Origin of the sequence: Streptomyces sp. NPDC058964 (assembly GCF_042741275.1) — a bacterium.
GTDB lineage: Bacteria > Actinomycetota > Actinomycetes > Streptomycetales > Streptomycetaceae > Streptomyces.
This window is the reverse complement of sequence record NZ_JBHYKH010000079.1, coordinates 1-13,781: the sequence shown is the minus strand read 5'-3', so window position 1 is coordinate 13,781 and position 13,781 is coordinate 1. Positions and strand designations below refer to the sequence as shown.

The following is a 13,781-nucleotide window of genomic DNA, read 5'->3' as shown; positions in this document are numbered from 1 at the left end:
GTTGGGGGGGGTTCCCGCGGCGGGGGGGGGTAGCGCCCCCCCTACCACGCCCCCCCCCCCCCCCGCCACCGCGTGTCAGGTGCCGTCCGGTGTGTCCAGCACCTGGGAGAGGATCTGATCGGTGCTCAGCGCCCCGGTCCACACCCGCAGGGACTCCAGCGAGCCGGGCAGGTAGTACCCCGTGGATCCACCGGCCGCTCCCCTGCCCGCCGACAGCACGCCGGTACCCTGCTGGGCCGCGGAGAACCCGGAGTTGTCTTCGCCGGGCTGCTCGGTCCCCCCCACGTACAGGTGCAGTCGGCCCAGCCGGTCCTCGGTCTTGGACGCATCGGCCGGGTCGGTCCACTGCCACGACTCCTGCGCGTTGAACACGCCCGTGACATCCACCCCGGTGCCGACCTCGGCGGGATCGGCGGCTGCCACCTCCGCGCTCTGAGTGACCTTGCCGTCCGGTCCGACGGCGGTGCGGGTGAACTTCCACTGGTAGGTGTCGGCTGCGGGTTTGATCACCCACAGAGTCCAGGAGGACTCGCCGCCGATCGCCTGACCTGCCACCTGAGCCTGATAGCCGACCGGCTTGGCCGCCAGCTTGTCGGCATCCAGCCTCACGTGAGCCGAAACGGTGAATGAGCCGGTCTCGTCGACCACCGGGCCGGCGGCCGAGGCATAGCCCGATGTCCCGTCCAGCACAAGAACATTGTTGTCCTCATCCAGCACCGCACCGCTGGACGACAGCGCCAGCGCCGGCACGGGGTAGGACGTGAGTTCCTTGACCTGGGTGCCGGTGGAGGAGGCGGCGTCCCAGTCCGCGACGAGCTCGTCGGCCGCCACGCCGTCCTGCGCAAGTTGCGCCTCCTGGGCGACCTGCTCCGGAGTGAGCGCGTACTGCCACACGGAGACCTCGTCGATACGGCCGCGGAAGTTCTCTCCCCCGACCCCACCGACCAGCGAACGGCCGAACTGCAGGCCGGCCGTGGACGTCCACGGCTGGTAGGCGGAGGACAGATCGTTCAGCACCACCGGCTTGCCCTGCGGGCGGCCGTTGACGAACAGCTGGATGGTGTCGTTCGTCTTGTCGGTGTCGCCCTTGGTGTCGAAGACGGCTGCCAGGTGCGTCCAGACATTCAGTGGGGGCGGCCCGGCGTCGGCGACCGACCGGAGGTAGACCGGGTTGTCCTTGACGTCGGCTGCAGTGCGGTTGAACACCCACTTCTTGTAGCTCGGGGAGTAGTACAGCGTGAAGGCCGAGGCGAGGCTGCCCGGGGCCGACAGCACCACGTGGGTCTGTGAGGCGTCAGTCAGGTAGACCCAGGCGGAGACGGTGAAGGAGTCCTTGGTGTTCACCGCCGGTGCCGCGGTAGCCGCGTAACCATCACGCGTGGTGTCGGTGCTGCTGTCATTGAGGTACAGCGAGTGGTCGGACTCTCCGCGGCGCCCGAGAGTCGACCAGCCGGCGTGGGAGGTGTAGAGGGTGACGTCGTGCCGTGTGCCTTCCGAGGCGGTGTCCTTGGCGACGGTCGTTCCCGAACCCGGGGCTGCGTCGTCGAAGTGCCAGCGACCGATGGCTCCGGCGGCGGGAGCCACCTTGAAGACGAACTCGGCGGGCGTGCCCCACCGGTTGTGCACGTCCTTGGCCCGCACCGACAGCACCTGGGTGCCGGCAAGCGGTGGTTTCACGTCCTTGACCTGGACCTTGAGATCACCGGAGACCTGCTTGGCCGGTGTGGACAGCAGCTTCCACTCATAGGCGGTGTTGTCTGTGTGCCCGTTCGTGATGTCGGCCGCGTTGGGCTGGAAGGTGAAGGAACCAGGCACTCCCGGACCGCCCTTGCCGTCGCACAGGTCTGTGGTGCACTCGGTGTAGGGAGAGCCGGCAGTGATGCGGGGCGCCTTGGGTGCGCTTGAGTCGATCTTGAAGTAGCACCAGGAGCTGTAGGACGACCACAGGTCGCCGCTTTTCCCGCTGTACGACCAATGCGACTGGGTTCGCGCCTTGTAGCGGTACAGGCCACCGTCAGCGCGGTCGCTGATGCGCATCTTCTCGAGGGTCTCATCCGGATGCCAGCCCGTGTCGGGCATGTGCCCCGTCCACACCTGGTGCCAGGCCGCGTCATCACCTCGTTCGACCATGTACTCGGCCTGCAGCGATCCTTCCTCGTCGCCCTTGTGGGCCTCGACCTGCGTCTGGACGCGGGCCTGGATCATCGGATCCTTCCGGGTGACGATCAGCGGATCGGAGGAGGATTTGTTGCAGTAGGCGGTGGTGCCGTCCCCGGGAATGACGCCCACGCTGGTGGGCACGCCAGGCTTATAGGCGAAGGTGACCTGGAGTTCTGCGCTGTCGCCGAACCGCTTCCACGCGCGCGGGTCGCTCTCGTCCTTCGCGCGCAGCATGAGCGTCAGACGGCTCATCTTGCCGTCCGCGAAAGAACGTACGGTGCTCGTGAGGTTCTCGTCCGACTCATCGGGGTTGTCGTTGAACTCGATCCAGGAGTCCGGCTGGTCGGGGCTGCACAGACTCCCGCGGCCGGCCGAGACGTCGCGGTCGCCCATCAGGTCCAGCTGTTTGGGGCCGGGCCACCGGGTGCCTTCGGAGATGTTGTCGGTGCGGACCAGGTCCACCCAGTGGGGGTCGCAGTTGAACGACCACGTCTCATGAGCCCGGAAGGTGGCGTCCAGGACCTGCTTGCCGGCCAGCTTCGTGGGAGCGAACTCGAAGTACATGCGGTCGACGTAGCCGCCACCGCAGTAGTAGCCGTCGGCGGTACCGCACTTGCCAACGCCCTTGTCCCCGTCGAACATCCAGAACTTGTCGCCGTCCGAGGAGATCTTCGTACGCTCCGAGACACCCAAGCCGATGGAGGGGTCGATGTAGACGGGGTAGACGGTGCCCTTACCGCGCAGCAGACCCAGGTCCGGGTGCACGGCCACGGCGCCGTCATCCACCTTCACCGGCAGCACCGCGGTGACATCACCCTGCCCGGGCTGCGACGGGTCATCCTGCGTCTGACCCTTTACCGGCCCCCTGGTGCCCGTGCGCATCAACTGCGTCTGAGGGCCTGATCCGCTGTCACCAGCCGAGTCCCACATCTGGCCGGCCGGGCCGCGGAAAACGGCGTTGCCGTTTTCATCGATGGCGCGCAGACCGCCGCCGACGCCCGGCACCACGGACAGGCCGTCCCCGGACGCGGTGAGCTTGACCTGTTCCAGCGCCGGGTTCTGCGCCGCCTCGGACGTCTTGACGACGAGAACTTCCCGGTAGCTCTCAGCCGTGGCCGTCAGCTGCAGGTCCACCCCGTCAAAGACGTTGGCATAGGTCGCTGTCGCACCGTTCAGGGTCGGTGTCGGCAGGGCTCCAGGCCAGCCGAGGGTGACAGACCGGCCGTCCTTACCCAGCTGGATCATGTCCGATCCTGAGCCCCCGCCGGAGAAGGACAGGTCCACCACCGCGCCCTTGGGGGCTACCCGGCCGTCCCTACGGCGCTCGAGTACAGGATCGACCGTCCCCCACCCGCCGTCCTGTTCCTTCACCCGCTGCGGGCTGGTGGACTGCGTCAGCGTGAAGGAACCGTCCGGGTTCGCCTTGGTCGTGGAGTACTCGGTACGGTCCGCCGTCACCTCCACCGGCTCACCCGACGCCCGCGCCTGAGCCGAAGCAGCCGGCTCGTCCACCGGTCCGGTTGACGCCTCAGCTGCCGCCACCGGAGCCACTGTCACTGTGGTCAACGTGGGCAGCATCGACAGCGCCAGCGCAGCCACCACGCCCCCCACGAGTCTGCGCTTCGCTCTTCGCGGCTTACACACGGGCGCCACGGAACCCCACTCCGGCTTCACGGAGTCTCCCCCACGTATGGAATTTGTAAATGGTCCCGCACAGTAAATGATCTACCAACGACAGCGGTCAATCAGACGTGGCACAACTCACGCACAGGTTGCCTGAATATGTCTCGACCTGAATGGAAAAGTTCCTGACGGTCAGTCATATCACCTAGGGAGGTGGGTAATCAGAGCGGCACGTACGATCCCGACGATCAGCGACTCGCAGGGATCCAGCCGAGAGATGCCGCCGACACAGCTGTGTGGAAGGCAGAAACCCCTCCTCAGCAACCCGCCCCGCACAGGACGCACCCACAAGAGCGAGGGGTCCCGCACGGCCCGCACGGCCCGCACGGCCCGCACGGCCCTCCGCTTCGCTCCAGGTCTTCGGTGCGGGTCCGCTCCGCTCCCCCGCGTCCCGGCCCTACGGGCCGCAAACGGGAGGATGTCAGACGCCGGTCTGTCCGTCGACGAGCTCACGCACGATGTCGAGGTGCCCGTTGTGGCGCGAGACCTCCTCGATGAGGTGCAGCATGACCCACCGGAGATCCACATGCCGGCCATCACTGATGGGACGGCTGGCTGCCGCGTTCAGGTCATGCTCGGCCAGCAGACGCCGGTAATGGGCACTCTGCTCCTCGTACTCGGTAAGAAGACGGGGCAGCGGAACGTCGACGGCCTGCCGCATCTCCGGATCCGGATCCTCGTCCGTCGCCCCCGCCAGAGGGCCCACAAGCTCCTCACCCAGGAACATCACCTGCACCCAGTAATGCTCCACCCATCGCAGGTGGCTGATCAGGCCACAGATCGTCATCAGCGGTGAACCCGGCAACGGGGCTTTACGGGCATCCTCCGCGGACACCCCTTCGCACTTGGCTCGCGCCGTGTCACGGGCGTAGTCGAGAAACGTCGTCAGCTGCGTGCGCTCATCCCAGGCGGGAGGCGTATCAGTTCGCTCAGTCACCCCCGGCATCCTCCTCCACCGCGTGCCTCGCGTCGAACGAAAAGCGCCTGTCAACGCAGCTTCCTTGCAGTCGGGTTGAGCCCGGTCCGCTGCAATTGCGGAGCTGCCGGAGGCAGGTAATCCGTCGGCCTCCGCTGCGCTCCAGGCTTACGGGCTCACAGCCGCCGGTAGGCGCGGGGCTCGATCCGGCATCGCCGTGAGGGGTGCTGATCTGCTTGATCAGGTCCCCGGACATCGTTTGAGGCGCTTGCTGATGCGCGCTCCCCAAGCAGCAGAAGGCCCCCGCACCGGCCTTCCGGGGCAGGGTGGGCGAGATATGCCTAGAAGTCGCTGTCGATGCCCGTGACGGCAGGCGGGCCCAGCGGGGCCTCTCCTTCTGGGATCCCCACCTCCCGAAGTGCGGCGGCCAGGAGTTCGGCGGCGTCCGTCTGGGCTTCGTGCCGGTCTGCCGCATCCACTTCGAGACGGACGGAGAAGGTGTTGTTTTCGTTGATGGTGAGCAGGTCCAGTCCCTCGCTCTCACTCAGGCCGGTGTGCTGCGAGGACAGCTTCTCTTCCAGCGCCGCACACGCAGCGGAGGTGACACCGGTCGTGAAGGTGCCGGGAATAGTGATCACGAAGGTCGTCATTCCTACCTCCTCGTGGTGGCCTCTCGGATACCTGGTCTCTTCCGACTTCCCGTCACTGGCCTTGTGAACCAGACGCTGCCCGTCGTCCTGGGAACCCCGCACCGGCCTTCCACGTCGGTCGAGGCACTCGGTGCCGGTCTGCTCGGGCCGTCGGGCAACCGGGACTCCTGTCCCCTGTTACGGAGTGTCATGGTTCGGCGTGCGGCAGCCGTGACCGGATGCGAGCCTGAAGGGAGCCGGCACCTGACGGGCCACAGCGGCACCAGCCGACAGCCACCCACCGTCCGGCCCGTCACGCCGGGGGCCTCCGACCACACCTGTGGCGAGAGGCCCTCGTGTCTGCGCCGACGCGGCAGCCAGATGAGCCGGGTGTCAGATCACCCGGACCCGTGAGGCTTGCGGCCCCTTCTGGCCCTGCGTGATCTCGAATTCCACCCTCTGATTGTCCTCGAGGCCCCGGTACCCGGTTCCCTCGATCTCCGAGAAGTGCACGAACACGTCCGGACCTCCACCATCCTGCGCGATAAAGCCGAAGCCCTTCTCCGCGTTGAACCACTTCACCGTTCCCTGCACCACGCCGCAATCCTCCACACTGAAACCACTACGACCTCATCGGTCATGGCAGGCCGTGACTGCCTGCACCGCCCATCCCACACCCTTCGGCCAAGGTCGACCGTGTCTGGTTAGGCCGTACGGGTGAGAGGCCGGATCGACTGCGCTGGGAGGGACGGTGCTGACCGCTTCCGGAGCGGTGACACTGGCCATGCCACGGGACCGAACGGAGAGTTCGACCCGAAGATCGTGCCGAAAGGTTTCCGGCGGCCGGCGGGCTTCAGTGACAGGATCCTGGCGCTGTACGCGCGGGGCATGAGTGTGCGGGACATCCGTTCACACCTGGCCGCCATCTACGGCGTCGAGGTCTCCCCGGATCTGATCAGCACCGTAACCGAGGCGCGGTCGTGGACGAGCCGGCCGCATGGTTGCCGGGGGGCTGCCGCGGTGTGCTGTTTGGGCTGCGGAGTTCGCCGAGTCGGGCAGGGAAGTGGTCGGCGTGAGGTGTTCGGTGTCGGGGATCAGTGTGGCCGCAGTCCGTCGAAGACCACATCGAGGATTCGCTGCCGGGCGGCCGGGTCTGGTCCGAGCTGTTCCATCGCCTTGCCGGTTCCGGCCAGCAGGGCGAGCAGTTCCAGCAGGCTCAGCTCGGGGCGGACCGCCTGAGCTTGCTGGGCCCCGGTCAGCAGTGCGTCCAGCTGGGCGCGGATCGCGGCGGTGGACTCCTGCAGGGCCGAGTGCACGTCCACTCCGGCTGCGGCCAGGGCCTGGGTGAAGTCGTTCTTGCCTGCGGACTGGTCGATCAGCAGGCGGAAGCAGGCGAAGAAGGCTTCGGCGGGTTCGGATTCGGCGGCCAGCTGCGCGGTCTGGGCGGCTGTGGATTCCAGTCTGCGTACCATCACCGCTTCCAGCAGTGCCTCCTTGGTCGGGAAGTGCCGGAAGAGTGTGCCGACCCCGACTCCGGCGGCCCGGGCGATCTCCTCGGTCGGGGTGCCGACGCCGCGGGTGGTGAATACGTCCGTGGCGACGTCCAGCAGTCTGGCCCGGTTGCGGGCCGCGTCCGCTCGCAGGGGGCGTTCCTGAGCACCGCTCACCCTTCTTCACCTCTTTCCGTCGGTGGCCCGGCCCGCCTGGACAACCGGAGTCGACAGTCCGTATCGTTGGAAACGGAGTCACTGGTCCGATTCTAGCGACGGCACCTGCCGGAGGTTGGCCATGCCCGAAACGCGGTCACCGCGCGAAGTGTTCCATCAGCTGCTCGACGGCATCACCGCCGGACGGTTCTCCGAACTGGCCGAGCTCTACGCCGAGGACGCCGTCGTGGAGACCGTCTTCGAGCCGATCGGACCACGCCGGTTCGAGGGCCGCGCCGTGCTCGGGGAGCGCTTCGCGCAGGTCGCCGCGCACTCGCCCATAGAACTGACCGCGGCGAACGTGGTGATCCGGGAGACCGCCGACCCGGAGGTGATCGTCGCCGAGTGGGACTACCGGGTGCACCACCGGGTGACCGGACGGACCTTCGAGACCGCCAACATCCAGGTACTGCGCGTCCGCGGCGGCCTGATCGTCACCAGTCGCGACTACCACGACCACCTGGCCCTCGTCGTGGGCGGCGGCAACCTGCCGCAGTTGGTCGCGGCGCTGGAAAGCAGGTAGCGCCCGCATGCGGGACCGCAGGCCGCAGCTCCGTGACAGGACTGGCGGCCCGCAAAGCGTTCCGGCAGTGGCCCCCTTGTTCCCGTGCGCCGGTGGAAGTGTTTCGTGTCGTGTCCGGTCTGGCCGGCGTGAGCGGACGGCTCCGGCGGCATCGGTGTCCGGGGCCCAGCCCGGCGGATGGAGATCCGAACTGCTGCCATCGATATCCTGCGCGACGTGATCAACTCGTATGAGGGGTTTGACGATACCGGGGTTGCGATAGCTGCGGCACGTGCCGGTGCGGACGTCGTGCGCTCCCTGTATGGCCGGCGGCTCGCCCGTATCGACAAGGGAGCCGGGGACTTCGCCACCACTGCCGATGTCGAGGCCGAGAAGGCGATCCTCGACGTCATCCGTGCCGCTCGGCCCGATGACGCTGTGCTCGGCGAGGAGGGCGGGCAGCAGGGTGCTGTCGGCGCGGTGCGCCAGTGGCTGGTGGATCCCTTGTGCGGCACGCTGAACTACGCCGCCGGCAACATGCTGGTGGCCGTCAACGTGGCGCTGCGCAGTGGTGCGGCGGCGGTGGCCGACCCGTTCAGCGGCGAGGTCTTCTTCACCGACGGGGACACCGCCTGGGTGCGGCACGATGGCGCCGATGCCCGACTGGCGCCCACGCCCGCCACCGGGCTCGTGGATGTCAATCTGGACCCGCCGTTCCCCGGCGCGCCGGCGTTCAGGGCCGTGGAACTGCTGGCCCACCCCGAGTTCGTGGAACGGTTCCGGCCCCGGGTCGTCTCCACGACACTCGCGCTGGCCTGGGTCGCCGCCGGCAGGCGTGCCGCGTACGTCACCGATGGCGCCGACCTGTCCGGAAGCGTGCATTTCGCTGCCGGTATCGCTCTGTGCCGGGCCGCCGGCTGCGTGATCACCGGGACCGACGGCACCCCGGTCGGGCGGGCGGACCGTGGACTCGTCGTGGCTGCCGACCTGCAGACCCACCAGGCGCTGATGTCGATGATTCTCGACCGAGGCCGGCACCGCGTCTGAAGAGCTACCCCGCGCCGGTCTCATCGGGCCGGCGCCTGCACCGTCCCCGTCGCTGTCGAAGCTCGTGAAACTTCGGCGCACGCCCGGGTGTGGGCTGCCTCCCGAACCGGCGGACGTCGCTGCTCCTTTTTCCGCGGACAGAGCCAGCCGGTTCGCCCACTGGGGCGAGAGCCGTCTCCCAGACGTCGCAGCCAGGTGCGTCGGCCCGCCCCGGGAAGTGCCCCCGGAGCACCATGATCCCTTGAGGGGATGACATCCCGGCCATCGAGCGGACCGTCAAGGGGCGAAGCGCACATGTATGTGGCCGGCAGCGGCATCAGCGGGACCACGGCTGACGCACTGGTGTATTCCTGGTTCTTCCTGGTTCTTCCTGGTCGCTCTGTCCACGGTCTACGTCGCCTACGACGCGTTCACCCAGAATCCCGAACTCACGGTGATGAAGTGGGGCTGGGTCCTGGTGACCCTCTACCTCGGTCCCGTCGGTGCCGCGGTCTATGTGCTCTCGTGCAAGGAACCCCGGCCGGGAACCCACGAGCGGTTCGTGGCACCGCTGTGGAAGCAGGCTGTCGGCTCCACCATCCACTGTGTGGCTGGTGATGCCACCGGCATCATGATCGCGGCGGTGATCGCGTCGATGATCGGTCTTCCGCCCTGGGGCGACAGTCTGATCGAGTACATCGTGGGTTTCGGCTTCGGACTGCTCGTTTTCCAGGCCCTGTTATGCGCGACATGCTCGGCGGAAACTACCTACGAGCCGTGCGTTCCACGGTGTTCGCGCAATGGCTGTCGATGAACTGCGTGATGGGCGCGATGGTGGTCGTGCTCGTGGTCATCCGGAGCCATGTGCCGGGTACCGACGACGCCGGCAGTGTCCGCTTCTGGGCCACGTTCTCCCTCGCCGTCCTGGCCGGTCTCGCATTCGCCTACCCCGTGAACGTCTGGCTGGTGGCCAACCACCTGAAGCACGGGATGGGGACGGTAAGGGCACTGGGAGCGGGCGGCGATGCGGTTCCCAAAGCGATGGCCGCGGCAGCCTCGGCCGGCACCGCGATGGCCATGCCGCAGACCGAGGTGACCTGGAAACAGAAGGCTGCCATGGCGACGCTGACCGCCGTCTTCCTCGCCTCCGGCGTACTCGTGGCCGCGATCTTCGGACGACTGGGTTGACGCCGATGGCATCCCTGAGGCGCAACGTTGGGCTCCTGCCGAACCCGCGTGTCGTGGTCTGCGTTGCTCGCGACGTGGCGACTGGGCACGACGTGGCGGCTCGCCGCGGACTGACATACCGTCACATGCCGCGGCTTTGCGGCACAGCCTCCTGGCCTGATGCTGTCTGAGCTACAGCATGGCCGCGGAGGCCTCCGCCTCCGCCGCGCGGGTCGCCTCGGCCGTGGGCCTCGTCTGCTTCGGCCCTCAGGAGCGTCGGCTCAGGTCATGAGGGCCGACTGGGTTGCCGCTGGCCCGGTGAGGGATGCAGCCGTGTACCCGCGTGCTCATGCCCCTGGACGTCTTCACAGGGGCCGCTGCTTCCGCGTGTGTGTGGGTGGGTGGGATCAGTACGCGGAGTTGACGTTGTCGATGGAACCGTAGCGCTGGGCGGCGTAGTTGGCGGCGGCGGTGATGTTCGCGACCGGGTCGGTGACGCTCTGGGCGGTGCCGGCGACGTGGTAGGCGTTGAAGGTGGGCTGGATCACCTGCAGGAGGCCCTTGGAGGGGGTGCCCTTCTGCGCGTTGACGTCCCAGTTGTTCTGGGCGTTGGGGTTGCCGCCGGACTCGCGCATGATGTTGCGGTGCAGGCCCTCGTAGCTGCCGGGGATGCCCTTCGCCTTCATGATGGCGAGGGACTGCTTGATCCAGCCGTCGAGGCTGCCCGTGGCGGTGGTGGTGCCCTTGGGGTCGGTGTGACTGTCGCCGGCGGGAGCCGTGACGCCGTGGGCGGTCTGCGGGGCTTCGGCGGCCTGCGCGGAGGCGGGCATCAGGGTCAGAGCGGCAGTCGCGACGCCGGTGGTGGCAATGCCGGTCAGGGCGAGGTTGCGCAGGCGGGCAAGGCGGCGGGGGGTGGTGGTCGCAGTCATGGGGACTCTCCTGTCGGACGTCTTAAGGCGCCGGCCGGTGTCGGTCGCGGCCTGTAGGGCGTCGGGGCGGGGGCCCCGTGCTGCCTGCCGGAGCGGGCGGGCCCGGCGGTGTGCGCCTGGTCCGGTCCGCGGTGCTTGCGGCAACGACCAACATGGTTAGCGGCGGCCGGAACCGGACGCAAGAATGTGACGTACTACCCGACTAAGGAGAAATGTCTGAAATTTGCCCCTCTGGAGCTCTATGGCCTGCTCGCAGCGGGGCGCGACTACGACCCGCGATAGGACGTGATCTGGCTCCTATGGGTGGCGTCACGCCCCGAGCCCCCGTCCGGCCCCCTCCAGGCCCCTGACCGGGCCGGGCGGAGGGGCAGATCGCCTCGCAGGGCGTCGCGGTGATATCACTGACCGTGCCGGCCGCCACCGGGGCCCCGAGCATTCGTGCACGCACAAGACCGCGCGGGGAGCGCCGGGGGTCCCGCCTGCCTCCGGCAGCGGGCACTGCGCTCGGCAGCCGCCGGAGCCGGGGCGGCACGAGCCAGGAACCGGGGGCGTCACCTCGGCCAAAGGCCGCGCCGGCAACTGCCTGATGATCGTCATGGACGCCGGCCTCGTCCTCGTGACGGCCGCCAGTGGGCCTGCCTGAGGCCGTCACTGCTCGCACCGCTCGCGGCAGCAGCCGTCTCCGGCGTGCTGCACATGCACAGCGGCGGGCAGCGGCGCGGTACTGCAGGGTGAACGAGGCCTTGCAGCCGCCCTCCTGCGAAGCAGCGCCGAGCGCGCAGTGCACGAATCCCCGGCAGCAGTTCAAAGCGCCGACAAGCCTCATGACCTCGTCGGCGGCGCGGCTTCCCGGCCGGGAGCGTCGATCCGGCGGTACGGGCAGAGGTTTTACCCGCCCTCGGCCCCTGCGGCCCCCCGGCCGCGCTCACCGGACAACCGTCGGATCCCGCACGGCCGCTGTGCGAAACCCGGGCAAAGTTGTCCGGCGTGAACGTGTGCCAGGACATCGTCGTCTCCGGCCGTCTGCACAGCCTGGACGTCCCGGCCCGGCCCCTGCCCGGCCGGATCCACTGACAGACGTGCGTGTAACAGGACCTGTCCGATCAGGCCGGCGCACGGTCGCCTGTATGTGCCTGCACGAGCGCGCGGGTGAGGGTGAGGGTGAGGGTGCGCGAGTGGAAGTGCGCGAAGGTGCGCGGTTGAGGCAGACCGGACAGCTCGTCGGTGTCCGGTGACGGGCTCAACACCGTTGCGGTTCGACCGTGACCGCATGGGAGGTGATGGGACGGTCGTGGACCTCGTGCGGGTGCCATCCGGCCTTCGGCACGCAATGGCACGCCCGCCCACATCGGCCGGCCGGCGCACCCCCGCACGTCCCAGCGCACAGCCCCTCCCGGCGCCCGCCCCGTCCCGGGGGGGCCTGGCCGCGGCCGGCCGCGGTGCCGGTGCACCGGGCGGCCCTCGGGGCCACCGGCCCATGTCCCTTCCGGTCCCGACGTCCTCGGCGGCGCCAGGACGAGACCAGCCCAAAAACCGATTTCCCGGCACCGCCCGAAAAAGCAACAGCAGTAACACCAGTGGCGGCACCGCAGCCGCTTTCGGAGAGTAAGAACCATGAACCGTCACCGACGCCCACACCAGCGGGCCCCGTGGATCGCGGGCGGTGCCGCCGTGCTCGTCCTCGGCGGCATCGGCGTGTGGGCACTGGTGACACAGGAACACGGCACACCACGGCCGACACCATCCGGCGTCACACTGCCCACACCGCCACACACACCCAAACCCACACCGACCACACCCACGGCCTCCCCCCGGCAACCGAGCCCGTCCAGCAGCCATCCCCGGCAACCGACACCGCCCATCAGCCCGCCCCAGCAAAAACCCAACACCACGACAGCCCTCCCACCACCCCCGCCCAAGCCGAAACCGACACCGGCACAGACCCCAGCCCCCAAACCCCCGGCCACCACGGCACCCACATCCACACCCGCGACCCCCGCACCACCGACATCACCCCCGAAACCGCCGACACCCCCAACGACACCCCGACCCCCCACAACACCCACACCCACACCCACACCCACACCCACACCCACACCCACACGGTGGTACACCAGCGCGGCAGCAACAGCCGCCGCTCAGCGGATGGCCACCGCCGCAACCGTCGGCGACCCCGCCTGCTCACTCTCGGCCACCGGCCAGCCCGACCCAGCCCTGCTCCCCCGAGGCCTCACATCAGTGGGCACCGGACAAGCCGGCCGCTACTGGTGCCTGATCTGGAACCAATAGCACCAGCCATGCGAACAGGACCGCACCGGCCGAAAAGGAGAGGAACGGTGAGCTTCCCGCCCGGTCCTGCCACATCGAGTGACGCAATGCAATCACCTGGCCATGACTCTCCAGAACACGGTGGTTCGCCGCACTCAGGTGTGCGGTATCAGCGCGACCGGCCGGTTGACGTGGTGGATCAGAGCGTGGGCGACCGGGCCGGTGTGCGCTCCCATGCCGCCACGACGGCTGCGATGCCCCAGCACGAGCAGGCCGGCCCCTTCGGTGGCCCGCACGAGGACGTGGGCGGCGCGCCCCTCGTGCAGGGTTTCGCGGACGGGCACCGCGGGATACTCGGTCCGCCACGGTTCGAGCAGGGCCGTCAGCTCCCGCTCCGTCTTCTGCCTGACGCGTGCGCGCTCGTCGGCACTCGGCACGCCCATTGTGAGCGGCTGGTGCCAGGCGTGCACCACGCGCAGCGGCGCGTGGCGCAGCTCGGCGGCACGGAAGGCGAAGTCCAGGAGGTCGTCGCACCTCTCGTCCACGTCGACGGCGACCGCGACGTCACGGTGAGCCGTACGGGTCGACGCCTTGCCGGAGGCGTCGGGCGGGTGCTCGTCGGCCGCGGACTCGCCGTCCCGTACGAGCACGATGGGCCGTTCGCAGCGTGCGACGGTGGCCATGGCGACCGAACCGGCCATGAACCCACCCACACCGCCGAACCCCTGGCTGCCGATGACGAGCAGCTCGGCGTTCGCCGCCTCGGCGAGCAACGCGGGGCCGGGCTGTCTGCGC

At 68.7% G+C, this 13,781-nt stretch carries 10 protein-coding genes and 2 pseudogenes; 4 read left to right on the top strand and 8 right to left on the bottom strand.

The features are described 5' to 3' along the window. Positions 1 to 75: 75 nt before the first annotated feature. The 4 genes from ACFW2E_RS13170 to ACFW2E_RS13155 form a co-directional block, all read right to left on the bottom strand. Complete coding sequence (locus ACFW2E_RS13170) at positions 76 to 3,738, bottom strand: LamG domain-containing protein (protein WP_384465737.1); 3,663 nt, start codon at positions 3,736 to 3,738, stop codon at positions 76 to 78. Positions 3,739 to 4,264: 526 nt separating this feature from the next. Next, a complete protein-coding gene (locus ACFW2E_RS13165; RefSeq protein WP_384465727.1) occupies positions 4,265 to 4,789 on the bottom strand; it encodes a DinB family protein in 525 nt (174 codons plus the stop codon). Between the two features lie 311 nt (positions 4,790 to 5,100). Beyond that, positions 5,101 to 5,409, bottom strand: a complete 309-nt coding sequence (locus tag ACFW2E_RS13160; RefSeq protein WP_384465725.1) for a hypothetical protein — start codon at positions 5,407 to 5,409, stop codon at positions 5,101 to 5,103. A 372-nt stretch (positions 5,410 to 5,781) separates the two neighbouring features. Next, positions 5,782 to 5,985, bottom strand: a complete 204-nt coding sequence (locus tag ACFW2E_RS13155; protein WP_384465723.1) for a cold-shock protein — start codon at positions 5,983 to 5,985, stop codon at positions 5,782 to 5,784. Positions 5,986 to 6,105: 120 nt separating this feature from the next. On the opposite strand from ACFW2E_RS13155, the pseudogene ACFW2E_RS13150 reads away from it, so the two are divergent. Next, a pseudogene (locus ACFW2E_RS13150) lies at positions 6,106 to 6,303 on the top strand (transposase); the annotation flags it as partial. Positions 6,304 to 6,482: 179 nt separating this feature from the next. On the opposite strand, the gene ACFW2E_RS13145 reads toward ACFW2E_RS13150, so the two are convergent. Continuing rightward, positions 6,483 to 7,055 carry a TetR/AcrR family transcriptional regulator gene (locus ACFW2E_RS13145; protein ID WP_384465721.1) on the bottom strand — a complete coding sequence of 191 codons (573 nt, stop codon included), beginning with the start codon at positions 7,053 to 7,055 and terminating at the stop codon, positions 6,483 to 6,485. 121 nt (positions 7,056 to 7,176) lie between these two features. Between ACFW2E_RS13145 and ACFW2E_RS13140 the strand changes: the two genes are divergently transcribed. From ACFW2E_RS13140 to ACFW2E_RS13130, 3 genes and pseudogenes are all read left to right on the top strand, one after another. Next, positions 7,177 to 7,617: a nuclear transport factor 2 family protein gene (locus ACFW2E_RS13140; protein WP_384465719.1), complete on the top strand. Its 441-nt coding sequence runs from the start codon at positions 7,177 to 7,179 to the stop codon at positions 7,615 to 7,617. 216 nt (positions 7,618 to 7,833) lie between these two features. Next, complete coding sequence (locus ACFW2E_RS13135; protein ID WP_384465735.1) at positions 7,834 to 8,643, top strand: inositol monophosphatase family protein; 810 nt, start codon at positions 7,834 to 7,836, stop codon at positions 8,641 to 8,643. Positions 8,644 to 8,941: 298 nt separating this feature from the next. Then, a pseudogene (locus tag ACFW2E_RS13130) lies at positions 8,942 to 9,810 on the top strand (DUF4396 domain-containing protein). Positions 9,811 to 10,196: 386 nt separating this feature from the next. Here the strand turns inward: ACFW2E_RS13130 and ACFW2E_RS13125 are convergent. From ACFW2E_RS13125 to ACFW2E_RS13115, 3 genes are all read right to left on the bottom strand, one after another. Next, the gene (locus tag ACFW2E_RS13125) at positions 10,197 to 10,718 is read right to left on the bottom strand and encodes a transglycosylase SLT domain-containing protein (protein ID WP_384465717.1); all 522 of its coding nucleotides are present in this window, start codon (positions 10,716 to 10,718) and stop codon (positions 10,197 to 10,199) included. Between the two features lie 1,103 nt (positions 10,719 to 11,821). Then, positions 11,822 to 11,962: a hypothetical protein gene (locus ACFW2E_RS13120; protein ID WP_384465715.1), complete on the bottom strand. Its 141-nt coding sequence runs from the start codon at positions 11,960 to 11,962 to the stop codon at positions 11,822 to 11,824. A 1,179-nt stretch (positions 11,963 to 13,141) separates the two neighbouring features. Next, positions 13,142 to 13,781: universal stress protein (locus ACFW2E_RS13115; protein ID WP_384465713.1), on the bottom strand; the 640-nt coding region annotated here is incomplete at its 5' end.

Bases quoted from the DNA above. Each gene is read 5' to 3' on its own strand.
- ACFW2E_RS13140 (WP_384465719.1), top strand. From the start codon at position 7,177: ATGCCCGAAACGCGGTCACCGCGCGAAGTGTTCCATCAGCTGCTCGAC.
- ACFW2E_RS13170 (WP_384465737.1), bottom strand. From the start codon at position 3,738: ATGCTGCCCACGTTGACCACAGTGACAGTGGCTCCGGTGGCGGCAGCT.
- ACFW2E_RS13160 (WP_384465725.1), bottom strand. From the start codon at position 5,409: ATGACGACCTTCGTGATCACTATTCCCGGCACCTTCACGACCGGTGTC.
- ACFW2E_RS13165 (WP_384465727.1), bottom strand. From the start codon at position 4,789: ATGCCGGGGGTGACTGAGCGAACTGATACGCCTCCCGCCTGGGATGAG.
- ACFW2E_RS13125 (WP_384465717.1), bottom strand. From the start codon at position 10,718: ATGACTGCGACCACCACCCCCCGCCGCCTTGCCCGCCTGCGCAACCTC.